We start from the raw sequence: 24346 nt of genomic DNA on the forward strand, positions 1-24346 counted from the left end.
TGCAACCTTGATTATTGTCGTAAGAAATTGTGGTATAGAATACACTATAATTTCCTAGACATATTAAAAATTCTTGAGTTTAAAGAGGGGGATAACATGAGCACAGAAGCGGTAAACATTAATGTAGTTAAAGAAAAATCAGCTTCAAATTATGGTTTAATTACTTCTATAAAGTCATGCCAAGAGCCCGGTTCATCTGATGTGTTTATTGTATCGTTAGCTGTGAACGGAAAAGAAATGAGCATTCTTGAAGGCGTTAACCCAAAGGAACTTAAAGCTGCTGCAACAATACAAAGAACCATAGAAAATCCCGGCGGTATATGCAAGTACAATAAGGATTATTTTATTATTGACAGCAAAAAGAAGCTTTTATACAGGATGATTGAAGGCGGCAAAAAAATGGCATGTGAATTGTCACTTGTTACAAAAGGCAGTGATATGGCTCTTTCTCTGCTAAACACACCTGGAAGCACCATTAGTGATCTGGATATAAAAGGTGACAAAGTTTGGTTTATATGTAATGCGGGATATTCCAGTACTGTTTGCTCTTTGGACTTGAAAAACGAAAAGGAAGAAGTATATTTTAACTTTGACAATATTTTTCTTACAAGGGGGTCAAGGCCAAGCGGTATTTTGTTTTTTGAGGATAGGAAAAGGATTATGGTTATGGATTCATTTAAGTGTATTCTTACCACCTATGAAATTGATGGTAAAAGCCTTTATAATTATAAGGGACAGTTTAACAAGGATTCAAGTATAAAACTGGGTGTCAATACCGACTATGTTGCCAAAGGACTGGCAATAGATAAAAGTACCAATATATGGGTATTGGAAAGCAGGGTGGAAAACAAAAGGGTTGTTTATAGATAAAGAAAGGGGAGCACTATAATGAATATATATTCTCTATTAATATGCGGCGGTATTGCAGATGTGAACCATTATGATGAATTTTGGAATGATACAGCCTGTATGTGGGAGCTTCTTCAAAGGAAAGTTGAAAAAAACGGCCTTGGAGTAAAAGATGAAAACATAATTGTTTTTTATGGTAACGGAGTTGATTTTAGTGATTCCGAGGGTAATATGACAAAATATTGTTATAAAAGACCTTTAAATAGGAATATTGTAAAAGGCAGTCTCAGAGAACCGGTATCTGGAAAACTCACGGAAAAGCTGTCTGGAAAATTGGCAGGAAGATTGTCACAAAGATTGCCTGAAAGGCTGCCACTATTAAGAAGACCTCTGACTGATTATGCTGCAACCTCTGATAATATAGAAAGAGTGTTAAATTCATTAAGTTCAACCAATGATATTGATTTGCTCTTTATATGGACTTTCGGTCATGGCTTCAGGGATGAAAATAACTCATACCTTTTACTGGCGGATGGCAGCAAGTTATATGATTATAGATTGGCCGAGCTTTTAGAAAATATAAACTGTACAACCAGAATAATTTGCATGCAGCAGTGCTTTAGCGGAGGCTTTATTGATAATCTTAAGAAAGACGGCAATAGAAACACTAAGAATAGGAATATAATTTTGACTTCATGCTCCGATTTTGCTTCTGCTTATCCGACAAATGACAACGTTGAAGAAGATAGAGAAAACGGTGTATTATACAGCCATGGAGAGTTTAACTATCATTTATACAATGCGTTAAGCAGTAAAAAGTTCAATACCGAGGCTTTAATACCCGGCGATCACAGAAAAGCCTGCGAAATGATGTTTGAAGTTTATAAATATATAAGTGATAATGATAATATAGATGAGGAATCAACTCAATATTATGACTCGGAAAATGGATATTGGAATGAAGGTCCGGAATTGATAGATTATTTAAGGTCCCGCTGGACATTTAGCTGGAACGGGGGAAATAATGAAGAATGCGGACCAATAATTGAGTTTTCTTATCCATTGACAGAGATGTACAGAGCTGCTAAAAACAAACAAGTTTATCTGTCAATAGAAGGTAAAATGGTTCATAATTTTAATTTGAATAATTCAGAATACAGGGTAATTATAAAAAATCCCGATAAATTTAGCTTGGATGGTTACTTTACGGCGGATTTTGATAATAAAAAAATTACATACACAGGCAAAGTTTACTCAAGGTCATCTAGACCATATTGTATTGGGTATGAACCTGAGCCTACAGACAAAAGCTATTGTGAGAGTGATAAAGAATCTCATGAATGGAAGATTGTGGTATTTAATTGGTTTTAAGGAAGAATAATATATATCTAGGAGGATAAGAATGGGATTAAAGGATGGAAACTCAACCTTGCCTGTGAAGTTTATGGCGAGTTGTGAAGAGTATAATGATGCAGAAATAGTGTTAGTTGGGGTGCCTATGGATTTTACCTGCAGCTTCAGGCCAGGAACAAGGTTTGGGCCTCAGAAAATAAGAGAGGTATCCATTGGGATAGAAGAATATAGTGTATATATGGATAAAGACTTGACAGACAGCTCGTTTTTCGACTGCGGAGACCTTGATATGCCCTTTGGGAATGTGGAAGGAAGTCTTAAACTTATTGGGGATTCAGCACAAGAGATTTTGGATGACGGTAAATTTCCTATATTCATAGGTGGTGAGCATTTAATAAGCGTACCTGTTATCAAAGAGGTCCATAAAAAGTATGGAGATGAACTTATAGTTCTTCATTTTGATGCTCATGCCGATCTTAGGGAGGTTATCTGGGATGTCCTAACTCCCATGCATCTGCTATCAGAAGGCTCGTCGACTTTATGCCCGGAAAAAACATTTATCAGTTCGGCATTAGATCAGGAACAAAGGAAGAGTTCCAATTTGCAAAGGATAACACCCATATGTACAAGTTTGATGTTATTGAGCCATTGGAGGAAGTAATCAAAACATTAGGTAACAAACCGGTTTATATTACACTTGATATCGATGTGGTTGATCCTGCCTTTGCAAACGGTACTGGAACTCCCGAACCTGGAGGCATCACCTCAAGGGAAATGCTTAAAGCAGTTGGGATACTAAAAGGCCTTAATATTGTAGGATTTGATTTGGTTGAGGTTTCACCAATATTTGATCAATCGGATAGGACTGCACTTTTAGCGGCAAAAATAATAAGGGATATAATTTTAATGGTGAAGTAAGGAATGAGGGGAAATGCAATTAATTAAAAATTGTCTGGGTCAGTCCCATGAAATAGTTGATATGGTAGTCAAAGAAGGGGATACGGTGGTTGACGCAACTGCCGGAAACGGAAATGATACAGTTTTTTTAGCAAAGCTGGTAGGTGAGAAGGGTAAGGTTTACGCCTTTGATATTCAGGAAATGGCATTGCAGAAAACAAGAGAAAAGCTGGTTAGTCAAGGCTTAACTCAGCGTGTTGAGTTGATAAGAGACGGTCATGAAAACATGAGTAAATATATTAGTGAACCAGTCTCTGTTGTTATGTTTAATTTAGGGTACCTTCCGGGGGAAATCATAATATTTGTACCAGGTTTCAGACTACTAGTTGTGCCATTGAAGCTGCAATGAGGCTTTTAAAGAAAAACGGTCTTATAGTCATGGTAGTTTATTACGGTGGGGACAGCGGTTTTGAGGAAAAGGACACACTTATGGAGTATATCACAACAATTGACTGCAAAAAGTACTCGGTATTAAGGGCTGAATTTGTTAATCAGCCTAATTGTCCTCCGCTGCTTGTATTGATAGAAAAATTGTAAAAAATTTTAAAAAATTGCGACTCAATCTTTACCAATGTGTCGAATTATAGAACAGGGATAAACATTATGAAATTTTATAATGGGTATTTCTGAATTTTGCAAATGGTAATTGCAATACTTATACCTACCTAATTTTATATTATAAAGCTGCACTGATAGGGATCAATGCAGCTTTTTTTCTTGGTTTATCAATCCTTATATATCTATATAGACTGAAGCGGGAACTTCAGGGTGATTATACCTTTCTTTACCTTTAGTTGAATTTTTATACTCAATTGACCTTTTTGGGCAGTAATTTATACATGCAAGACAAGCTTGGCAATTGTTTTGCCATGCAGGCTTTCCGTTGGTTAATCTTATATTGTGGAATTTGCATACTTTTTCGCACAAGCCGCAGGAGTTGCAGTTATCATTCACATTAAATCCTTCATTATATTTATCCAATCCTCCAATAAACTTGTTGTGCATTATTGGCCTTAAGAAGGTAAGAAACTCACGGTCAAGTTTATTAACATTTGAATTAATGTAATCCGAAATTATTTTTAATTTTTGTTGTGCCTCATTAAAGATTTTTTCCTGTTCTTTTTTGGAATTAACCTTTAGCATGGGAATATAATTTTCAGGCATTCTCACATAAAAGCCGGCAGAGAGTTTTACACCTAAACTTTTGAGAGTCTTTTGAAGGTGGCCTAAGGCCCCGCCCTGATAAGCCTTTCCGCCCCTTGTTATGACAGCAAATATGTATTTGGGACTCTTTACATCCAATCTTTCAATAAAGTCCATAACAACTTTAGGCATGCTCTGAAAATATAGAGGAAAAACAATTCCAACCTTTTCTGAGCCTGAAGAAATCTTCGTTTCCTTATAAACCTCTGTTATGGCTTTTAGTTCGCAATCTTTTATTGTTTTTTGAAGTTCCTTTGCAATATGGTATGAGTTGCCTGTTCCTGAAAAATAGTAAAGCGTTGTATTCATATAAGAATTCCCCTTTCGATTTTATGTTTTCACAACTGTCGAAATGTTGTATATTATGTCACATTTACGCTGTTTGATGAAGTTAAGTATCTTTTTAAGATACCGAAATGCAAAGTTATATATCAGTTCGCCTGGAATAGCCCTTTTTCAGCGATTCCGCTCACTGTATATAACTAGTTTTACAGTTCGGTATCTTTGAACAAACTGCCAAGTTCATCTAATATTTCTTTATTAACTCTAGCAACTAAAAACTTTCCCTTTTTTTCGGTTATAATAAGTCCTACATTGGACAACTCCTTTAAATGGTGTGAAATGGTTGGAGCACCAATCTTAAAGCATTTTGTTATTTCCGAAATCAAACACTCACTATTCTCGAAGTCTTTTTCCTGACATTTTGCAATCTCAAGGAATAGCTCCAAACGATGAGGGTGGGAAAGGGCCTTCATTATATTTGAGTATCTTTTTGTATCCAAATCATGCACAACCTTTTTACATTTTTATAACTATCGAACTATTGCTTCTATAATATCATATATGGTGGGAATGTCAATAATTAGTTTTAGGCTAATGCTAATGATAATAATCCCGAAGTTTATTTGGGCCAGCCATTATATCCCTGTCAACAAACAGGGTGCCATCATTTCTAGTCTTTACATGCCATTTGACAAGTGCAATATTCCTACCAGTAATTTCTATTACAGTTATACCATGGGGGTGAACACAGCTTCCAGTGTTAAAATATGGGGGTTCGCCAACATCAGGAAATGTTGGCCTGTGTGTGTGTCCTGTTACAATTATTTTTTTATTTCTAATTGCCCATTCAATAAGCTTTTTGCCTACGGTCTTTTGTTTTCTGTAGTTTTTTGCTGTGCTTGTAGGATCTTTAAAACCTAAAAGTTCTAAATGTTTCCAAACATGCTCCACTAAAAAGCTGCTGAGCTTCCACAATGTATCATTTAAAAAATCGGCTTGATGGCCATGGGTTAAAAAAATTTCATCACTTGTAACTTTGTGTTTTAATATTATACCTTCATGTATCTTTATATTTTTAAATAAGGATATAAACCTTCCGTCAAGCTCATTGATATAGTAATATAAATATTTTTTAACAAAGCTGTCATTTTTCTTGGCCATATCATGATTACCATATATAAAATGAAGCCTGCCTTTTTTATAGAAAAGAGACAGCTTGTTGAAAACATCGCTGTGAATATGGATTATATCCTGCAGCTTGTTGTTCTCCCAGAGCTCATCACCGTCACCAAGCTCTATATAGGTATAATTGTTTTGGTAATAGAAGTTTAAGGCAGCAGAATAAATATTCTTATTGTTTAAAAAATTATCACCCCAGCTGCCGTCACCTCTATGACAATCACTCATAATGGCAATCTTTGAAGAATCATCAAAAGGAATCTCCTGTGCCGATGTATATACTTTAGATAATCTATAGAATTCGTACATAATAAAACCTCTGTAAAGTTAAATATAAAGTGTTATAACTTTTCACCAGTAATGCCTTAGAAATAACTTTGCATTCTCAAGGACAAAATCACGACGATTTAACGGGGTTTTGGACGATGAGAAGCGGATGTTATTTCTTAGCCATTACTAAGATATTTTTTAATTTTTTTATAGACATCAAATATAGCTGTTGATTTTCCAGGGTTTAGAACTTTTTTGTAGAGATCAGGTGATTGCTCCTTTAATACTTTCAACTTTTCAGACATACTCATACACCCCGCTGTCAACTCAATATACTTTTCACATAAAGCTTCATTTTTCCTTTGAATAATCCATTCCGCTTGTTTGATTCTTGATAATGGCTGTGATGTATGAGCAAATTCAAATTTGATATAAATGCTATTACCTTTTACAACGAATTCTTCATCAGAATAATTGGCATTTTTTAGGCCTTTGATAAATTCGTAGAGCATTTCCTCTTTATTAAATGTAATTGCTATATCCATGGATAATTCATATGTCTCTGAAAATTCACCCAGTTTAAAACCTGTCAGCCACCAGTGTTTTTCCCCTCGTTTAAACAGCACCTCGTCAAATTTTTTTAAGGTGAATTCCATATATAACTGATCATCATCATCAACACATTTGTAAAAAGCACCGTTGAAAACATTAGGAATAACAAAATCAGACTTATCGGTATAATAAATACCAATTTCGCATCCGGTACACATATCATACTGACCTTTCCAGAACTCAATAAGCCACTTTTTACCATCGTAATCAAAGTAAACAGGTTCGCAGTCTACAATCATACCAAACGGTACTGTTGCTTCATCATATAGTCGGCAATACCCGAACTTCCGCTGCCAGGAGTCTATATTTGAGTAAAACATATCCTGCTCAGGGTCATATGAAAAGCCGGCAACTTCAATGGTTTTGTCAATTTCGGGGGTAGTTTGCAGCTCGCCCTCGCCCAAACTTGAGAAAACCCCTTTAAAAAGCAACCTTAAAAAATTAAAGGGCCGGAGTATGTATGGATACATTTTGGATATTAAAATGTAAAGTAATAAAATACCCAGCACAATTGACAAAATTATTATCAGGTTTGATATAAAGGCAGTGTTGACATATAGCCATAAATACATATTGACAGTACTAATACTATCCGATAGATAATTTAACATAAGAGTTTCTCCCAATAATATGATTATATTACATAATATTATTGTGGTAACCTTATGTGTGACAAAAATCAAGTTAAATGTAAGATTATTAACACTTTATATAATTGATTTCATCAAAAAAGGACACCAAGCAGTAAATTGCAACTTTGTGTCCTTTTTATATGTTATATAAAATTACCCTAAGGGCATGTGAGATACAGTGTGTTGGAACTGATCTTTTTATCATTGTACACATAAGTTATACTGAAGTAATACTTTTGACCCGATTCCAGCTTACCGCCAAAATCCCCTCCGTTATATCCGGTTGAGCTGTATACAGAGTATGATGTTTCCTCATTTGAAAACCACATATAGCCATCCTCAGGATATATCGGATGAGGGTTTGATTTGGATATAACAACCTTGTAATATACAAAACCTTCTCGTTTATTAGGTGTCCAGGACAGTTTGATTGCATTATTTCCTATCGAAGCAGTAAGCTTTGGAGCCGTACTTTGAGCTGCACTTGGTTTTGGTGTAGGTGCCAAGGTACCGGGATATTTCATTGAAATTACGTTACTGTATATCTTTTTATTGTTGAAAACAGCTGTTATTCCAAAGTAATACTTTTCACCGGGAACAAGTTTACCTCCAAAGTCGCCGCCGTTATAGGAAGAGTCCTTGCTTAATGTAACACTTGATGTGTTTATATCCGGTAATGCATACATATAGCCTTCATCAGGGTATTTGGGTTTTGAATTTTTCTTTGAAATAACAATCTTATAGTATAAAAATTCTTTGCCTTCAAGTGGTGTCCATTTCAATACCACATTACCATTCTTGGTTGATGCTGTAACATGCAATGTGTTATTGCCATAAACAACCTTTTCAATGGTGGGTGTAGGCTTTGACTTGGTTGCTGTATTTTTGGGTGTGGGCTTTGGTGTAACCAAAGCTGATGATTTTGTTGACAATGAAGGCTCAGTATTAGCTTTATTTGTCGGCGTTATTCTTGCAGGAGAACTTGTATTGTCATTTTCTTCAGGTGTATATTTATATTCACTCAAATTCTCTATGATGGTAGAAATCTCTTCTTTTCTTGCATTATCAAGGGTTATTTCTTCACCGTTTTTTCTCATGTTGTCGTAATAAATCTGGCGTCCCATTGAAAGATTATTTTTTGATGCCTTTCTTTTAATTATGGGGGAAGTCTTTGTAACAAGATATTTATCTGCCTTGTCTTCTAAGGAAATATTAAGTTCCTTGACAAGGTTATCAATATATTCCTTCTGCTCCTGTGTATTTTTACCATAATATTTGTATGCATCATTTAAAGAAACAGATGCCAGTATATTGCTTTCTTCCACGTTAATATAACCTAGATCTTCCGATTTAGCGATTATATCGGTTATGGCTTTTTCAAGGTACATGTTTTTATAATCAATATCTTTTAAAAGCTTTTGTCCATCATTATTAAGAGGCACTGCTTTTTTAATTTTATTATCCTTATCAAGCATAAACTCAATACCTGGATTAATATCAATATCTACAAATGAATAGATCCCACTTAGATCATTGACGGAGGTTTTCTGGAAGAATATAAAATACAGGGATGCTATAAGTAATATGGCAGCAGCACTTACAGCTAACGGCAGGATATTAAAAGGCTTTTTTTCCTTCTTTATATCATCAGATGTAAACTGTATTTGCTGTCCGACAAACATGCCTGATTTTCTTTTCAAATGAATGAAATCACAGTCTCCTGTCATAACAAGAACAATGTCGTTTTCTATTTCAAGTATAGTTCCTTTATTCATATCTTCCACCTCCTTCTACATCACGTATGTAACCTTGAAGAATATTAAGGTTACTCTTAAGTATAAGTATCATTGCTATTATAAATTTTCTGTTGCGTTCAACAGTTCCATGGTAAACATTTGTAATTTTTGTCAACTCGGTTATTGGTATATTACCTGTTCGCATGAACCTGTCATACAACGCCTGATTGTCCGCAACTATTCTTGCAAGCTTTATACAGAGCTGCTTTGAATCCTTATGTTTTGGAGCACAAGATGCGAGGGATGACAAAGTTATATTAAATCTCATCAAATCTCTTTTGAATGAGATAATTTCCTCTTCCATCTCTACATTATCTGTGGACGTGCCATATTCAACCTTAAGGTATTTTTCCTCAAAGTTATTATTTTCCTCATTCTCAAAGTAAGTAAAGGGATACTCTACCTGTGATTTACTGCTCTTTCTTAAAAAATCGATCACTCTGCGTCTAATTACCTGGTCTGAAAAGTTGAGAAAATTTCTGTTCTGACTTTCATCATAACAGTTTATTGCCTCATCGAAGGCCATTAAGCCTATACTAAACTCTTCACTGTTAACAGGATCAATGTATTTGCCTGTAACCTTTGATATGGATTGAAGTATAAATGGACGGTAATCACTTATTAATTTATCTTTTAGTGTTTGGTCCCCATTGCGGATTTTTACTATTATATCTCTTAAAGGGTCGTTTTCCTGCCTTTGTTTTTTGAAGAACTTCAGGTTAAGCAATAATATCCTCCTCCCACAATATTGTTCGATAAGAAGTATGATTTTTAAGAGCAGCATATATATCATTTTTAAAAATATTTATGAAAAATAATAGTACCAGAACTGAGTGTAACAGATATAAGTTTTTTTTACAATAAATTTATATTACTGTATGGATAGCAGCTCAATTAAATGTTATTATATAAAATGAAGAATTTTAACTATATGAAAAGATTAATTGATTTGTGATATACAAATATATAAAATTAATTGCTTTTTATATAAGGATAACAAAAAATGAGGGAGAATATGAATAATGTTAATAAAAAAGCCGATCTTTCAGTTACAGTCGGCGGTCTTAAACTAAATAACCCAGTAATAGCTGCATCGGGAACATTCGGATTTGGCAGGGAATACTCCGATTATATGGACTTAAATGGCCTTGGGGGAGTATCTGTTAAAGGTCTTACCCTTAGGCCGAGACACGGCAACAAGCCTCCGAGGATTGCAGAGACGCCTGCCGGTATATTAAATAGTGTAGGACTTCAGAATCCTGGGGTTGAGCATTTTATTAAAGAGGAAATACCGTTTTTAAGAAAATTTAACACTGCAATAATAGCAAATATTGCAGGGAATACCATCGAAGATTATTGTAAAATGGCAGAAACTTTGCAGGATGCGGATATTGATGCCATTGAACTGAACGTTTCATGCCCTAATGTTAAGCAAGGCGGAGTTGCATTCGGAAACACATGTGCAGGAATTTCAGAGGTGACAAAAAGAGTCAGGGCATATTGTAAAAAGCCTCTTATAGTTAAGCTTACACCTAATGTTACAAATATAAAGGAAATTGCTAAAGCTGCCGAAGATGCAGGTGCCGATTCATTGTCGCTTATAAATACAATACTTGGAATGGCCATCGATATTCATAAGAGAAGGCCTATACTGGCTCAGAATTTCGGTGGACTTTCAGGACCGGCTGTTAAGCCTGTTGCGCTTCGCATGGTTTATGAGGTTGCCCATACAGTAAAGGTTCCGGTTATAGGGATGGGAGGCATATCCACAGGTGAGGATGCGGTGGAGTTCCTGTTGGCTGGAGCAAGTGCGGTTATGGTTGGAACCATGAACTTTGTAAATCCTGCTGCATGCATTGATGTTGTAAAGGGAATTGAGAAATATCTTGAACTGTATAATATTAGTAGTGTTATGGATATAATAGGAACACTGGAATTAAATGATACATCAACAGGATGTGGATGTAAGTAAGTAATGACTAAAATATTACTTACCATTTTGAGCGAGTGTTGACGAGTTAAGTCAACACATGAGCGAAATTTATAGGGGAAGTTATATGTTAGTCATTACTAATGAAGTAGGAGGAATCAATGAGGACAAGGCTTATTTTTGTAAGGCATGCAGAAGCTGAGGGAATTTGTACAGGGAGTTTCATGGATGGACAGACTCTCCCATTACTGAAAAGGGTCATAAGCAGGCAGAGTTGGCAGCAAAAAGGCTCAAGGATGTGAAAATTGATGTTATATATTCAAGCAGCCTGAAAAGAACTCTTCAAACAGCACAATATATAGCAAATATCAAGAACCTTCCCATTATAAGGACTGACAGGCTGAAGGAAATTAACGGAGGCGATTGGGAAGGGAAGAAATGGGATGAACTTGCAGATTTGTGGCCATTAGAGAATGAAACGTGGGAAAAAAGGCCCCATGTTCACAAAATGCCTAACGGTGAATCAATGGAAGAGTTTCAAGAGAGGCTTTTAAAGGAAGTTCAATATATTGCTGACAACAATAAAGGTAAGGATATATGTATTGTTACACACGGAACAGCTATTAAAGCTATGATGTGCAGATTCAAGGGTTGTGATTTGGAAGAAATGGTTAATATAAAGTGGTATGACAACACATCAGTTACTATTATTGATTACGAGAATGGTGAATATAATGTTGTACTAGAAGGTGATGCTTCACATTTAGGTCGGGAAATGAGCACCATTTATAATCAGGAATGGTGGAGCCAATACGAAAAGGAATTTGAAGAAAGACAAAGGTAGAATATCAGTTTTGGGAAACTTTTGAGATGCAAATAACGTCTAAATTAAAAGTGTTAATAATCTTACATTTGGCGGAGCAAATAACGAACGGTTCAACGGGATTTGCGAAAGACAAATGTAATAGATTAATCACTTTTAATCTAAATTAAAAGTGTTAATATGGAGGAGTAAATATGAATAATTTTAGAGACAAGCTGGTTTCATGGCTGTTTGAAACTGAAGCACTTAGAGTATGCCCCCAGGATAAGCCATTTTGGTATACATCGGGAGCAATAGGACCCTATTACATAAATACTCATTTTCTCTATGGAAGTGAGGAAAAGGCTAATAATTTGCTTAAAATAATTGATGAAGTAAAAAAAGATGTTATCGGATGTCCTGGGAAGGTACTGGAAAAAGTTCTGGAAAACTATAAAAGTGATAAAATTTTCAAAGAACTTATAGACGAAATGGTGGTATTTATAAAGGATAATCCAAAGCTTAAATCCTACGAGTACATATCAGGCGGTGAAAGAAGAGATTGGTTCTTTTCGATAATAATAGCTCATATATTGAATAAACCACATATAACAATATACAAGGATTTAAAAGCGGTTTTAACAGATGGGGGGGAAGTTATTACCGATTTCCTGCTAAATGGAAAAAAAGTTCTTCATATTGTTGATCTTATCAACGAGGCTTCAAGTTATGAGAGGGCTTGGATTCCTGCGATAAAGAACCTTGGCGGCGAAATATTGTGGAGTGTGGCAGTTGTAGACAGGATGCAGGGCGGCTCTGAGTTTCTTGAGAGCAACAGTATAGCACCCTTTTCAATGATCAATATTGATAAGGAATTGTTTAAAATGGCATTGGACTCCAACTATATAAATCAAAGCCAGTTTGATATGATTGCAGCTTATCTTGATAATCCTAAGGCCGCAATGACTAAATTTCTAAAGGAAAATCCACAGTTCATGAAAGAAGCACTCGAAGGTGATGAAAAAACAAGGGAAAGAGCAAAATTATGTCTCGATAAAGGGATATATGACTTAAATTCATAATAAATATTTTATTATATATTAGAGTGATTTTTCAAACTTGGTTGATGTCATGAGAAGTTTTGGTATATAATACATGATTTCCTAGACATAAAAAAGAAAATCATAATAAATTTTATTTTGTAAATTGATTTACAGGAGGATTGATTAAATGAGAAGAAGGGTTTTTTCAGTATTGCTATCTATGGTGATAGTGCTGGTATCAATTAATTTAACCGGTGCTGCACCAGTTCAGAACACTGATCTGGCAAACAAATTAAAAAGCCTAAACCTGTTTTTAGGTACAGATAAGGGTTTTGAACTTGATAAGGAATTGACAAGAGAACAGTCAATCGTTATGGTCTTAAGACTTTTAGGTCTTGAGCAAACAGCTAAAAATCAGAAGAACAAGTCAACATTTACAGATATTCCTTCTGGTCACTACGCTGAGTATTATGTTTCATATGCGTATTCAATAAAGCTGACTTCAGGTATTAGCAACAACAGGTTTGGTGCAGGTATGAATGTAACTGCAAACCAATATATTACATATCTATTAAGGTCATTGGGATACGATGACTCAAAGGGAGACTTTGTTTGGAGTGAATCAATCGACAAAGCATTAAGCATAGGTCTTATTTCCCCTGTTGAGTATAAATACTACAAATCAAGCCAGTCCATAATAAGGGACGATGTTGTAGCGGCCTCTTACAGTGCGTTAAAAACTAAGATGAAGGGATCGGAAAAAACGCTTATTAGAAAACTTGTAGATACAGGTGTTATCAAAATGGAGCAGGTAAATGCCCTTAATGATAAAGATCTGCTGCAGGCTGTTAACTCATACCATACTCCAACACCTACAGTAACACCAAAGCCTACAAGTACACCGACACCTACAGCAACGCCTACAATAGCAGCAAGAAGTGCTTTTACACAAATTGAAGCGGAAAGCTTTACCAGCAATAAAGGTGTTGAAATTGCAAGCTGTACTGAAGGCGGTAAGGATATTGAGTGGATAGAAAATGGCGATTACACATTTTATGACAATATTGACTTTTCGAATGGTGCCAGCAGCTTCGAAGTGAGATATGCCAATGGAACATCAAGCAGCGGTTATATTGAAATAAGACTGGACAGTATTAACGGCAAGCTTGTTGGAACATGTTCCATACCTTCTACAGGAGGTTGGCAAACATGGGCTTCAAAGAAAATCGATATCCAAAAAACAACAGATGTTCATAAACTTTATTTGAAATTTACTGGTGGAAATGGATATCTGTTCTCTGTAAACTGGTTCAGATTCTATCAAACAACTGTTGTACCTTCAGGCGTGGCTTTTTCAGATAACTTCAATGATGGAAACGCAACAGGATGGACCGCATATAATGGTACATGGAAAGTTGAAAGCAACAAATATAGCGTAAGTCCTAACGGTGAGGCAAAATCAATAGTTGTAGGAACCAACTATACCGATTTCACCTACACAGCAAGTTTGGCAATAGGAACATATGGAAATGCAGGAGTTATATTTAATGTAAGCAATCCCACTAATTCTGCTTACGGCTTCAGAGGTTATTATGTGGGAATAGATGCAAACAGCGACAAGCTTGAGTTGTTAAGGATAACAGACAATTCAGCAGTAACAATTGGTATTATGAGTGTTACAATTAATCCATACACAACATACAATCTTAAGGTTGTAAGACTTGGAAGTTCAATCAGGGTTTACCTTGATGATATCTCTTCGTCAATAATAGATGTTACTGACAGCATTTACACAGGTGGTTCAATAGGTGTAAGGGCAGTTGACACATATACAGAGTTTGACAACATATCTGTAAACTACAGTACTGCTACACCTACTCCTGCTTATACACCTACTCCAACATCCATATACAGGACACCTGATAACCCGGGATATACTGTTAACGGACTTGATTTTAAGTACTATGAAGGATATTGGAATGACCTGACTAATTTCTCTAATTTGTCTCCAGTAAGTCAGGGTGTTATTGATAATTTTAAAATATCATCCAATAGAGCAAACTATGGCTACACATTTACCGGATATGTAAATATAGCAACGAGTGGATATTATACATTCTATACAAAATCAGACGACGGAAGCAGGCTTTATATCGGAAGCAGATTGGTAGTTGATAATGACGGAAAACATTCAGCACAAGAAAAAAGCGGTTCTATTTACCTTGCTGCCGGAAAACATGAAATCAAAGTCAACTATTTTAACAGGGATGGAGAGGATGTCTTAGAAGTAAGGTATTCGGGTCAGGGCATAACAAAGCAACTAATACCTGACTCAGCACTTTTTAGAGCAACAGCATCACCTACACCAACAGCAACACCAAAGCCAACTCCAACAGCTACACCAACAGCGACAGCAACACCAACACATACACCAACAGCGACAGCAACAAATACACCAATAAATACACCAACACCGACACACTCTAATACGCCTACTCCAGTATATAGATAACGGTGAAGGAATGAAAGGGGCTGTTGCAATTACGATTTATAATCGTAGTACAACGCCCCATTTCTATAATGATAGTGAAATATTTTAACCAAAATATTATATTCTTTTTCTTTCTTTTGAAAAAAGAGTATAGCAAATAAAGCTTACTGATTTATGCTCTTTATTATAAACATTTTTATCTAAGCTGTTTTTAATGGATGTAAATAAGTAGAACATCGTTCTGACTGAATTTTGTTGTGCAGTTTGTTTACATTATGAGCTAAGCCAAGAAGAATACATTCTGCCAAGATATTCTTTTTCCCTTTACACAAAAAACGTCTGAATCCCATATCTTGTTTTATTTCTCCAAAAGCACCTTCAGACTGAATACTTCGGTTCATTCTGAGCTCTTTTCCCTCATCACTAAGGATTCTGGTTATCGCTGCCTCACGTTTTTGCTGAAATAGTTTTGAAACTTCAAGATGCTTGGTTCGTTCTTCCAATGGCTTTTTGCTGTTTCCCTTAATGCATTTTGATTTAATAGGGCATTGAGTGCAATCTTCACATGTATAACAGGTTTTCTCACTTCTATAGCCAGTCTTGCTTTTGCTGAATTTAATCCCTGTGGCTACAAGCTTTTTACCGCTGCTACATATATAAAAGTCGTTTTCTTTGTCATAGCTCATATTTTCCTTCCTACTGATATCAGTTTTATATTTCCGTGTCTTACTAATTTCATAATTGGAAGGTTTGATAAAAGCAAGCTGACCGTTCTCATCGAGATAGACGTAGTTTTCCTCACTTTCATAGCCTGAGTCTGCAACTATATTTCTGTAAGTATACTTCAAACGACTCTTTATGCTGTCTAAAAATGGTATTAGCGTGGTTGTATCTGTAGGCTGTGGTCCAGCACTAATCCATACTATATATTCAGCATCTACCCCAAACTGAATGTTGTAGCCGGGTTTTAGTTGCCCATTCTTCATAGCATCTTCTTTCATCCTCATGAAGGTTGCATCAGGGTCTGTCTTTGAATAGCTATTTCTATCCCCCATAAGATGCAGATGCTTATTATATTTCTTGAGCCTTGATATGTATTCATCCAGCTGTTCAAATATTTTTTGGAGAGGAGATTTTCTTTTTCCTATACCAGAGACAAATTGAATATCTTCATCGTTTTTTATTTTGCAAAGTTTACGTCTGAGCTTTTTCAAATGGTGCATCTTGATTTCTTCACCATATAAAATCTTAAATCCAAAATTCTCTTCTGTTTGTTTTAAAAAAGTTGGGAGCTTATCCATCAGTTTTTTCTGATTCTTAGTGACAGAACCTTTCCAGACAAAAGTATATTTATTTGATGCAGCTTCAAGCTTTGTCCCATCAATAAATAGATTTTTCATTGAAATTTCTTTGTTTTCAGCAAGCATCTGCGTAAACTGTGCCAAAAGATTTTCTGAAACAGGTGCAAAATGAATACTTCTGAATCTTGCAATTGTTGTATAATCCGGAGCAGGCGAGCCTTCAAGAAGGTACATATAATTAATGTCCCGCTTGCAGGCTCTTTCGATTTTCCTTGTAGAATAATTACTATTCATATAAGCATATAGCATGATCTTCAGCATCTGTGTTGGGGTTGCTTGTTTTTTCCTTAAACGGGAATAAGTCTTATATAATTCTGATAAATTCATCTCCTCTACAATTTGACCCAGCAACCTTACAGAATCATCATTCGGAATCATACATTCAACATTTAACGGCAATTTTAATTGATAGAAACCACCGTGCGTAGTATAATCTTTATGTGTTAAATTTTTTACTAGCATAAAAATATTTTACACCTTTTGCCGGACTTTGAATAGTCTGGCAATTGTTTTTTGCAAGTAAAAAGGGCTCCTACACTAATTTCTTAGTGCAACAGCCCCTTTTAATTGTGATAAAATATGTCTATTCAAGAAGTGGGCAAAACCCCAAACACAAAATCCACAGAATAAAAAAAGGTACTATTATAACCCAACTAGAAAAAATAGTACTTCAAAATTATTTTCAAGAAATATAAAATAAAAATATAAACTCCCGCTTGTCAAGAAGAATTATAATGTAGGCCTACATTTACAAATTTCAACACAATGGTGAGCGGATATGAATATTTTATTTTTAAATTATATACATTATATGCAATTTAAGCATTGCTAGGTAATCCAAGCAAATAAAGGCGTATATTGTATATGCTAAACAGTATTTTATGAAATGGAGGAAAAGTTATGAATAAATTAAACGTTAAAAAAAGGTTGACTATATTTGTGTTGGTTGCTGCAATAATAACTTGCTTAATACCTAATTTTTCATTTGCATATGTTGAAGATGCTACATGGGGTATAAGCACACCTTTCCCTTCAAACAGGACATTTTATAATGAAAACGGATCTGTAAAAACATTGTATACTTATAGTAATGAGTTTAATTTTTCAATAAAAGATAATCCGTCAAACAAAGTTTATTCGAATCTTACCCAAGTTTATTTAAGTAAAGAAACAAAAATTCGTTCTGGTGAATTTGGTCCTTGGCAAAATGCCAATGTTATTTGCTGGGGTACAGTAAGTGCCAGTAGTGTTGGAGGGATTTTTTTCAGCAGTCCATATTACAAAGTAAAACTTCCAGAAGAAGGCCGTTACAAAGTACTTGTATTCACATATGATCAAAACGGATCATACTTGTACTCTCAACAGTTTACTGTTCTATATTCAAGATCCATGGTAGCGGATTATCCAAGAAAGATTGTAAATGACGCATATGTAGATACCACCGCATTTACCAATACTCAAGGTAATTGGTCAAGATTAAGCTTCACTGTTCATGATTTGACAGGTAAAGGGCTGACTTTAAATCAAATCTATTTGAGATTATGCAACCTTCATTGGATGTCATCATCTTTCGGACATGCAGCATGTTACAAACCTACTGATGTTACAATAACAAAATCTACTATTAATCAGGATGAATATTTTGTTAGTGCAACTATTAGTGCCAGCATGTTTAACAACGAAAAAGGTGAATATTACATTGAATGTTCATTGGACGCTTCCTGGAGTGGTATGTTCCCGGCACTATTCATTAAATAAGAAATATATCGAGATTTTAAAGACTTAATATTAGATATCGAACAATAAAGTTTATATAAGTTTGATGAGGCTGTTGCACTAAGAAGTGTAGCGGCCTTTTTTACCAGGAAAAAGCAATTGATAGACTATGGAAAGTGCGGCAAAAGGTGTGAAATATTTCTATGTGGCTAAAAATTTAACTCCTAATGATTTATACCACTCACAGCCCCTTCTAATTTATAAAAAGGTCTAACTTTTCTAGTCATTTAAAGTAAATTATGATATACTTATAAAAAATAATAATAAATGTTAATAAAAGTAAATGTTGTTTTTGAATAAAGAATAATTAAGATTAAGATATAATCAGAACCCATGTATTGGTTAAATGAGGTACAGGAATGGGAATGCTTGTTGCATCTGTATTATTACTGGTAGAGGCAGTTTTGGTTTTTATTTCAACTACCAAAAAAATTATTAATCTAATAATGGCATTAGCAGTTTTTATAGCATCAGCAGGTTGTTTTGCGTCTTATTTGGAATTTGGTGTTTTACCGTCTCTTAGAGTTCAAAGCTATGTTGACAGTCTTTTTATATTGTCAATGGAGTGTTTTATAAGCTTCCTTTTATCTTTGAGCCACTATGTACCCTACTCAATTTTATTGATGTTCTCTATTTATTTTTCCGGATATATGGAAAATAAAAAGAGATGGCAACATGCTTTATATATTTTCCTGATTTCAATTCCAACATTAGTGTGTTTTATTATCTTTCCGGTAGGAAGACGTTTTAACCCCGATTTTAGGTTTCTTTCCATATGGTCAGGAATTTACATTATCATTTCATTGTTTATATTGTTATCTACATATAAAAGGGCACTGACCGGAACTGAAAAAAACAATAGGTTTTTCGTTATCATGGTTATTTTACCTACTGAAATTGCACATTATTTAATAGTAATTGTGACTCAGGCCTTTGGAAATAATATCATTTGGAAGTATTCATATATAATAGTTGCAGTTTTTTTTGTACTATATATGATTTTTATAATAAGATATGGGATTTTTGGGTTGAAAATAAAATTTGAAAAAGTTAGATTTGACGCAACGATCAAGACAATTAATTCAAGCACGGTTATTTTTAATCATGCTGTTAAAAACGAAGTATCCAAGATATCATTGTGTAATAACACCATAAAGGAGCTGCAGAAAAGTATTGAGTCTAAAGATATAAAAGATAAAATAGTTCTAAGCACCGAAATAATAGAAGACTCTTTAAATCATATGCTAAACCTTGTTGAAAGAATTAAAGACAATTCGAAACCAATAGTGCTGGATGAAAGTGAATTTAGTTTAAAAGAGTTAATAGAAAACACAGTTAAAAACCATAAAAAATTAATGTCTGGGAGTAATATCATAATACGAAATGACATTGAACGGGATTATCTTATCAAAGCTGACTATACACATCTAAGAGAGTGTCTAGGCAATATAATAAATAATTCTATTGAGGCTTTAGAAAGCAGTGGAGAAATATGTATATATTTAGTTAAACATAGGAACTTATTAGAACTTATGGTGCAAGATAACGGACCAGGTATTTTGGCTGAGAACCTGCCAAATCTGTATGATCCTTTCTATACAACAAGGAAAAATAATGCGAACTTTGGTTTGGGTTTGTTCTACTGCTATAATGTTATGAGAAAGCATGAAGGAAATATCGAAGTATCAAGCATAAAAGGTACTGGTACGATGGTAAGTCTTATATTCCCTGAAAAAAGGATTGTAAGTAAAATACGTACAGACTCAGGAATGAAAGTTAGTTTCAATAATAGTTTAAATTAATGGGTGATTGAAATAATCCTAGCGAAATATACAACGGCTGTTATATCTTGAATCATTGTTAATTTATGTATAGTTTGAGTATAGGAGATAATATGAACAAAATCAAAATGATTATTGTAGAAGATGATGAAAAGTGGGTCATGGCATTGAATCTGTTTCTGGAACTGGAACCGGACTTTGAGGTCACAGCAGTTGCCGGAGATTATGATAAAGCTATTGAAATATGTACATCTACAGATGCAGATATAATACTGATGGATATCAACCTTTCAGGCAACGAACTTGATGGAATATATGCCACAGCTGAAATACTATGTCATAAGGATGTTAAAGTCATTATGTTAACTGCTATGTCGGATCGGGAAATAATTCAGAATGCTTACATAGCAGGTGCCGTAAACTATATTTTAAAAAATAACTATAAGGATATACCCTCTATTATAAGAAGCACATTAAAAAGTTCCACTCCAAACGAGGTTTTGGCAAAGGATTATCAGAGGTTAAGGATTAATGAACTGCTTTATCCTTTAACCACTCAGGAAAAAGAAATATTCAAAATGTTCACTGAAGGTAAAAGCAAAAAAGATGTACTGGAATGTTTATACATTTCAGATAATACTCTGAAAAATCATATCCATAGCATAATTAGGAAGCTTGAAAGCAAAACAATTCATGATGCAGTTGAAAAAATAAAGAGGAAAGGTTTTTTAAAAAAGAGTACTTGTGTAAATCAAACTCACAAAAATAAAATTAGTGTACTAGCAAGGACTCTTATTTTCTTTCGGCCTTTTAATGAGTGAAATTATAAGCATCAACATTGGTAGAATGACTTGGAACGGAATTGTTAAAAGAATAATACCTAAACTTCCATTCCATCTTTTAAGTTCAAGTGCATTAGGAACAATCCAAAAAGAACATGCAATAATAAACACTGCGATTGGGCATGTTAAAAGTTTATTATCTTTTATTCCAAATAACTCAGCTGTTCCTTTCACTGCTGCATATAAAAATAGAGCAACCTTAAGTCCTCCGCCAAGAAGCAAATTTATATCAATAAGTGGGTCAATACTCACTCCTGGTATTAATTGAGCAGCAATGTGTGAAGCATACGATACGTTTTCAATTAGGACAGGTCCGATTACTTTTAGGTTTCTGACCACTATTATCATCGACAAAACACCAACGCCAGTATATGCTATCATCGACGCTTTAAATCTGCCCTTCTCATTATTTGTATGTAAGCGTCAAATACAAGCAGACATATAGGCATCTCAATTAAATAATATCAATATCTTTTCCTACCAAGCCATTCATCCAGAGCCTTAGATATTTCAACCCTAAACTCTTCATCTGGTAGACCAAGATCAGTTCCACGCTCATATGTCTGATCTATTGTATGGGCAAACCAGTCTGCAAATCTGGCGTCCTCAAGCTCCATATGAGGAAAATGCTCTATCACATAAGCAGAATAATCCAAATCAAAAAAATAACGGTCTATTTCACCATTTACAAAATCAGAGATGAAATCAATCATAAATGATGTGTGCTTTTTGTAGTTCATTTGTCTTCCTCCCAGGCATATTTTTCAGGTGCTGTTCCTTTTGGCTTTGGTACAAACACATTGGATGGTATTTTATCGCTGTCAGGCAATAAATCTTCAATTTTTGTTACATATCCCGATTTTCCAAGGTTAGGGGCGTTTGTAAGAATCCACGATAAATATTCAAATGGATTTAAGCCGTTTTCGATTGCTGTCACGATCAGGCTATAATAAATTGCACTTGCCTTCGCACCGTTAGGTGTATTGGAAAAAAGCCAATTTTTTCGCCCGATAACAAAAGGTTTTATACTACGTTCTGCACGGTTGTTTGAAATTTCCAACCTGCCATCAAGCAGATACCTTTCAAGATACTTTCGTTGGCTCTTTGCATAATATGCCGCTTTTCCAAGTAGTGTATTTGGTAATGCATTCAATTGTTCCATCCAGTTAAAAAATTCGTTTATCAGAGGTTTAGACTGCCTTTCACGCTCTTTATGCCTGTTTTCTGGGGACAACGAAGCAAATTGCTTCTCGAGATGAAACAGCTTGTCACAATATTCTACTCCTTTGGCTGCATTTGAACCAGGCTGTTTGTCCTTTGGCAAGATTTTCAACGCATCAAAAAGCTTCCTCCGCAGATGAGCCAGGCAGCCAACTACCATAATGTTTCCCGGTAATTTATGATACCCTTCGTATCCATCTGCGTGGATATAGCCAGAAAAATCTTTTAAAAATTTTTCTGGATGTATATGCTTCCTGTCTGGTTGGTATTCATAAAGCACAATCTGGTGCTTTGCCTCTCCACTGGTTCGGAACAGCCACATGTAACTCTTTGAGTGTGGCGTTTTCCCCGGTTCTTTTAGCACCTGTAGAGCACTCTCATCTGCATGAAGCACATCATGTTTGCACAATCTATGTTTCATTGCCAGATATATCGGCTCCAACCAGTCCTCAGAAGCCTTGATGAGCCAATTAGACATAGTTTGGCGTGAGAGCATGATTCCATTTTGCTTCCACTCCTGCTCTTGTCGGTATAATGGTGATGCCATCATGAATTTCTGTGATGCAATATGGGCAATTGTATCTGGCGAAGCAAATCCGCCTTTTATGACAGGCTCAGGCATATCCGCCTTAACAATCGGTACATGATCAGAGGTACTTTCACACTTCCGACATGAATAAACGTATCGTACATGGCGTATAATTACTGCTTTGGCAGGAATAATCTTTATTTCTTCACGTGTTTCTTTTCCCATTTCATGCAATTCACTGCTGCATTCCGGACAGAAACGCTCTGTTTTCGGCAATTCGTGTTCAATTATCTCTATAGGTAAATCATCAGGAAGTTTATCAGTTATTAAGCGGCTTTTTTTGCGGTGATAAGCCTTCACCTCAGTAAAACCAGGTTGTGGTATAGTCAAAACCCCAGTCGTTTCCGCTTCGTTGAAAAGACAAATCTGGTCTACAGAGTTATGTTCGCTGGATGCACAATATTTCTTATGCTTTGAAAGACGAAACTGCTCCATCAGCCACTGGTTTTGCTGCTTTAGTTGCTCGTTCTCTTTCTTTAATTCTTTTATTATTTTGATGAAATTTTCTGCTGGATTTTCTTTTGTTTTCATAAGATAATTATACCATAAACCCCCCATAATTCCAAGATCTTAGGCATATTTCAATAGAATATTTTTAAGTTATTTGTCTTTCAAAAACTTCGTTTCTCTTAAGCTTTTTTTCTAATCTGGCACCATCAATTAGGCAGGTCAATTCGTTAGCATTAAGAATCATGGTTTTGTCATTTCCTTCAGCAGGCCAGCGAAAACGCCCTCGTTCCAGACGCTTAAAGTACAACCAAAATCCATCGCCGTCCCATTCCAAGATCTTCAGTCTGTCTCTGCTTTTGTTACAAAAAACAAATAGTGCATCATCAAAAGGATCCAAGGAAAAACTCTCCTTTACCAGCATCGTCATACCGTTAATGGATTTTCTCATATCGGTATAACCACAACATAGATATACAGATTTATCACTCCATCTTATCATAGCGACCTCAGTGTACAACAAGCTTTTTTTAGAAGTTCAGTATTGGTCTCGGACGTAAAAGTTATATGAAAGCCATTAATTTCAATGTCCAAAGATTCTTTTATGTCTTGCATTTGTTTAGATTCCAGCTGCATCCATCCGCTTGGCACAATATTTCTTGACTCTTCAGCCTTAGCAAGCTCAGTGCAAGCCTCACTTCGTAACTTCTTTTGCCAGTAAAAGTATTTGTTTTTGCGTATGCCTGTAGACTCACAGAAATCCTTGATACTTTGCCCACTTTCCTGTTGTGCCTGAATTACTTGTGCCCATTGTGATAATCGATATTCTTCTGCAACTTTTTGTGTATTCATACAATCACTCCATTTCTGGTTGAAAAAGTTTCATTACTTTTTAGACTTTTTCAACCTAATCATTCGTGATTATATCAG

General features: G+C 35.2%; 22 protein-coding genes and 2 pseudogenes. 12 read left to right on the plus strand and 12 right to left on the minus strand.

Translation table 11 applies throughout. From position 1 onward, the window contains the following. Positions 1–96 precede the first annotated feature (96 nt). From Bccel_RS02920 to mnmM, 4 genes and pseudogenes are all read left to right on the plus strand, one after another. The gene (locus Bccel_RS02920; RefSeq protein WP_036943882.1) at positions 97–870 is read left to right on the plus strand and encodes a hypothetical protein; all 774 of its coding nucleotides are present in this window, start codon (positions 97–99) and stop codon (positions 868–870) included. A gap of 18 nt (positions 871–888) precedes the next feature. Continuing rightward, a complete protein-coding gene (locus Bccel_RS02925; RefSeq protein WP_036943880.1) occupies positions 889–2220 on the plus strand; it encodes a C13 family peptidase in 1332 nt (443 codons plus the stop codon). A gap of 31 nt (positions 2221–2251) precedes the next feature. Next, positions 2252–3120: pseudogene (gene speB, locus Bccel_RS02930) on the plus strand (agmatinase). Between the two features lie 61 nt (positions 3121–3181). Then, positions 3182–3696: pseudogene (gene mnmM / locus Bccel_RS02935) on the plus strand (tRNA 5-(aminomethyl)-2-thiouridylate-methyltransferase MnmM). Positions 3697–3891: 195 nt separating this feature from the next. On the opposite strand, the gene Bccel_RS02940 reads toward mnmM, so the two are convergent. The 6 genes from Bccel_RS02940 to sigI form a co-directional block, all read right to left on the minus strand. Next, positions 3892–4671, minus strand: a complete 780-nt coding sequence (locus tag Bccel_RS02940) for an EFR1 family ferrodoxin (protein WP_036943874.1) — start codon at positions 4669–4671, stop codon at positions 3892–3894. Between the two features lie 179 nt (positions 4672–4850). Beyond that, the gene (locus tag Bccel_RS02945) at positions 4851–5144 is read right to left on the minus strand and encodes an ArsR/SmtB family transcription factor (protein ID WP_036943872.1); all 294 of its coding nucleotides are present in this window, start codon (positions 5142–5144) and stop codon (positions 4851–4853) included. Between the two features lie 97 nt (positions 5145–5241). Further along, complete coding sequence (locus Bccel_RS02950; RefSeq protein ID WP_036943870.1) at positions 5242–6132, minus strand: metallophosphoesterase; 891 nt, start codon at positions 6130–6132, stop codon at positions 5242–5244. 137 nt (positions 6133–6269) lie between these two features. Continuing rightward, positions 6270–7109: a DUF4474 domain-containing protein gene (locus Bccel_RS02955; RefSeq protein WP_160317681.1), complete on the minus strand. Its 840-nt coding sequence runs from the start codon at positions 7107–7109 to the stop codon at positions 6270–6272. Positions 7110–7495: 386 nt separating this feature from the next. Beyond that, positions 7496–9112 carry an anti-sigma factor domain-containing protein gene (locus Bccel_RS02960; RefSeq protein WP_036943869.1) on the minus strand — a complete coding sequence of 539 codons (1617 nt, stop codon included), beginning with the start codon at positions 9110–9112 and terminating at the stop codon, positions 7496–7498. Then, positions 9105–9860, minus strand: coding sequence for an RNA polymerase sigma-I factor (gene sigI / locus Bccel_RS02965; RefSeq protein ID WP_242853150.1), 756 nt, complete (start codon positions 9858–9860; stop codon positions 9105–9107). Before sigI ends, Bccel_RS02960 begins: the two co-directional genes overlap by 8 nt. Before the next feature lie 288 nt (positions 9861–10148). Here sigI and Bccel_RS02970 point away from each other — a divergent pair, with 288 nt between their 5' ends. The 5 genes from Bccel_RS02970 (at position 10149) to Bccel_RS02985 (ending at position 15420) form a co-directional block, all read left to right on the plus strand. After that, positions 10149–11105, plus strand: coding sequence for a dihydroorotate dehydrogenase (locus Bccel_RS02970; RefSeq protein ID WP_036943867.1), 957 nt, complete (start codon positions 10149–10151; stop codon positions 11103–11105). A 119-nt stretch (positions 11106–11224) separates the two neighbouring features. Then, positions 11225–11365: a hypothetical protein gene (locus Bccel_RS32790; protein WP_476748379.1), complete on the plus strand. Its 141-nt coding sequence runs from the start codon at positions 11225–11227 to the stop codon at positions 11363–11365. After that, positions 11308–11907 (plus strand): histidine phosphatase family protein, encoded by a 600-nt coding sequence (locus Bccel_RS02975; protein WP_476748368.1) that lies wholly within the window; start codon positions 11308–11310, stop codon positions 11905–11907. Before Bccel_RS32790 ends, Bccel_RS02975 begins: the two co-directional genes overlap by 58 nt. Before the next feature lie 173 nt (positions 11908–12080). Next, positions 12081–12947: an orotate phosphoribosyltransferase gene (locus Bccel_RS02980; RefSeq protein ID WP_036943863.1), complete on the plus strand. Its 867-nt coding sequence runs from the start codon at positions 12081–12083 to the stop codon at positions 12945–12947. A gap of 148 nt (positions 12948–13095) precedes the next feature. After that, a complete protein-coding gene (locus Bccel_RS02985; protein WP_036943862.1) occupies positions 13096–15420 on the plus strand; it encodes a carbohydrate-binding protein in 2325 nt (774 codons plus the stop codon). Positions 15421–15599: 179 nt separating this feature from the next. Here the strand turns inward: Bccel_RS02985 and Bccel_RS02990 are convergent, their stop codons facing one another. Next, positions 15600–17222, minus strand: coding sequence for an IS1182 family transposase (locus Bccel_RS02990; RefSeq protein ID WP_050753035.1), 1623 nt, complete (start codon positions 17220–17222; stop codon positions 15600–15602). Positions 17223–17660: 438 nt separating this feature from the next. Here Bccel_RS02990 and Bccel_RS02995 point away from each other — a divergent pair, with 438 nt between their 5' ends. The 3 genes from Bccel_RS02995 (at position 17661) to Bccel_RS03005 (ending at position 21138) form a co-directional block, all read left to right on the plus strand. Continuing rightward, complete coding sequence (locus Bccel_RS02995) at positions 17661–18518, plus strand: hypothetical protein (RefSeq protein ID WP_036945854.1); 858 nt, start codon at positions 17661–17663, stop codon at positions 18516–18518. Positions 18519–18895: 377 nt separating this feature from the next. Continuing rightward, on the plus strand, positions 18896–20338 hold the full coding sequence (locus Bccel_RS03000; protein WP_036945856.1) for a sensor histidine kinase: 1443 nt from the start codon (positions 18896–18898) through the stop codon (positions 20336–20338). Between the two features lie 92 nt (positions 20339–20430). Further along, on the plus strand, positions 20431–21138 hold the full coding sequence (locus tag Bccel_RS03005) for a response regulator transcription factor (protein ID WP_050753036.1): 708 nt from the start codon (positions 20431–20433) through the stop codon (positions 21136–21138). Here the strand turns inward: Bccel_RS03005 and Bccel_RS03010 are convergent. The 5 genes from Bccel_RS03010 to tnpA form a co-directional block, all read right to left on the minus strand. Then, a complete protein-coding gene (locus Bccel_RS03010; protein WP_050753037.1) occupies positions 21097–21540 on the minus strand; it encodes a GerAB/ArcD/ProY family transporter in 444 nt (147 codons plus the stop codon). The two genes, Bccel_RS03005 and Bccel_RS03010, sit on opposite strands and share 42 nt — an antisense overlap. An 83-nt stretch (positions 21541–21623) precedes the next feature. Beyond that, on the minus strand, positions 21624–21899 hold the full coding sequence (locus Bccel_RS03015; protein WP_036944604.1) for a hypothetical protein: 276 nt from the start codon (positions 21897–21899) through the stop codon (positions 21624–21626). Then, positions 21896–23500, minus strand: coding sequence for an IS66 family transposase (gene tnpC / locus Bccel_RS03020; protein ID WP_050753038.1), 1605 nt, complete (start codon positions 23498–23500; stop codon positions 21896–21898). The genes Bccel_RS03015 and tnpC overlap by 4 nt, the downstream gene beginning before the upstream one ends. Before the next feature lie 64 nt (positions 23501–23564). Then, the gene (gene tnpB / locus Bccel_RS03025) at positions 23565–23918 is read right to left on the minus strand and encodes an IS66 family insertion sequence element accessory protein TnpB (RefSeq protein WP_050753039.1); all 354 of its coding nucleotides are present in this window, start codon (positions 23916–23918) and stop codon (positions 23565–23567) included. Then, complete coding sequence (gene tnpA / locus Bccel_RS03030; RefSeq protein WP_050753040.1) at positions 23915–24268, minus strand: IS66 family insertion sequence element accessory protein TnpA; 354 nt, start codon at positions 24266–24268, stop codon at positions 23915–23917. Before tnpA ends, tnpB begins: the two co-directional genes overlap by 4 nt. Positions 24269–24346: the final 78 nt, after the last annotated feature.

It is taken from the genome of Pseudobacteroides cellulosolvens ATCC 35603 = DSM 2933 (genome assembly GCF_001262605.1).
Classification (GTDB): domain Bacteria; phylum Bacillota; class Clostridia; order Acetivibrionales; family DSM-2933; genus Pseudobacteroides; species Pseudobacteroides cellulosolvens.

Bases quoted from the DNA above. Each gene is read 5' to 3' on its own strand.
- tnpA (WP_050753040.1), bottom strand. From the start codon at position 24,268: ATGAATACACAAAAAGTTGCAGAAGAATATCGATTATCACAATGGGCA.
- Bccel_RS02995 (WP_036945854.1), top strand. From the start codon at position 17,661: ATGAATAAATTAAACGTTAAAAAAAGGTTGACTATATTTGTGTTGGTT.
- Bccel_RS02980 (WP_036943863.1), top strand. From the start codon at position 12,081: ATGAATAATTTTAGAGACAAGCTGGTTTCATGGCTGTTTGAAACTGAA.
- Bccel_RS02950 (WP_036943870.1), bottom strand. From the start codon at position 6,132: ATGTACGAATTCTATAGATTATCTAAAGTATATACATCGGCACAGGAG.
- Bccel_RS03000 (WP_036945856.1), top strand. From the start codon at position 18,896: ATGGGAATGCTTGTTGCATCTGTATTATTACTGGTAGAGGCAGTTTTG.
- tnpB (WP_050753039.1), bottom strand. From the start codon at position 23,918: ATGATAAGATGGAGTGATAAATCTGTATATCTATGTTGTGGTTATACC.
- Bccel_RS03015 (WP_036944604.1), bottom strand. From the start codon at position 21,899: ATGAACTACAAAAAGCACACATCATTTATGATTGATTTCATCTCTGAT.
- Bccel_RS02920 (WP_036943882.1), top strand. From the start codon at position 97: ATGAGCACAGAAGCGGTAAACATTAATGTAGTTAAAGAAAAATCAGCT.
- Bccel_RS03005 (WP_050753036.1), top strand. From the start codon at position 20,431: ATGAACAAAATCAAAATGATTATTGTAGAAGATGATGAAAAGTGGGTC.
- Bccel_RS02985 (WP_036943862.1), top strand. From the start codon at position 13,096: ATGAGAAGAAGGGTTTTTTCAGTATTGCTATCTATGGTGATAGTGCTG.
- tnpC (WP_050753038.1), bottom strand. From the start codon at position 23,500: ATGAAAACAAAAGAAAATCCAGCAGAAAATTTCATCAAAATAATAAAA.
- Bccel_RS03010 (WP_050753037.1), bottom strand. From the start codon at position 21,540: ATGATAGCATATACTGGCGTTGGTGTTTTGTCGATGATAATAGTGGTC.
- Bccel_RS02925 (WP_036943880.1), top strand. From the start codon at position 889: ATGAATATATATTCTCTATTAATATGCGGCGGTATTGCAGATGTGAAC.
- Bccel_RS32790 (WP_476748379.1), top strand. From the start codon at position 11,225: ATGAGGACAAGGCTTATTTTTGTAAGGCATGCAGAAGCTGAGGGAATT.
- Bccel_RS02940 (WP_036943874.1), bottom strand. From the start codon at position 4,671: ATGAATACAACGCTTTACTATTTTTCAGGAACAGGCAACTCATACCAT.
- Bccel_RS02960 (WP_036943869.1), bottom strand. From the start codon at position 9,112: ATGAATAAAGGAACTATACTTGAAATAGAAAACGACATTGTTCTTGTT.
- Bccel_RS02970 (WP_036943867.1), top strand. From the start codon at position 10,149: ATGAATAATGTTAATAAAAAAGCCGATCTTTCAGTTACAGTCGGCGGT.
- Bccel_RS02990 (WP_050753035.1), bottom strand. From the start codon at position 17,222: ATGCTAGTAAAAAATTTAACACATAAAGATTATACTACGCACGGTGGT.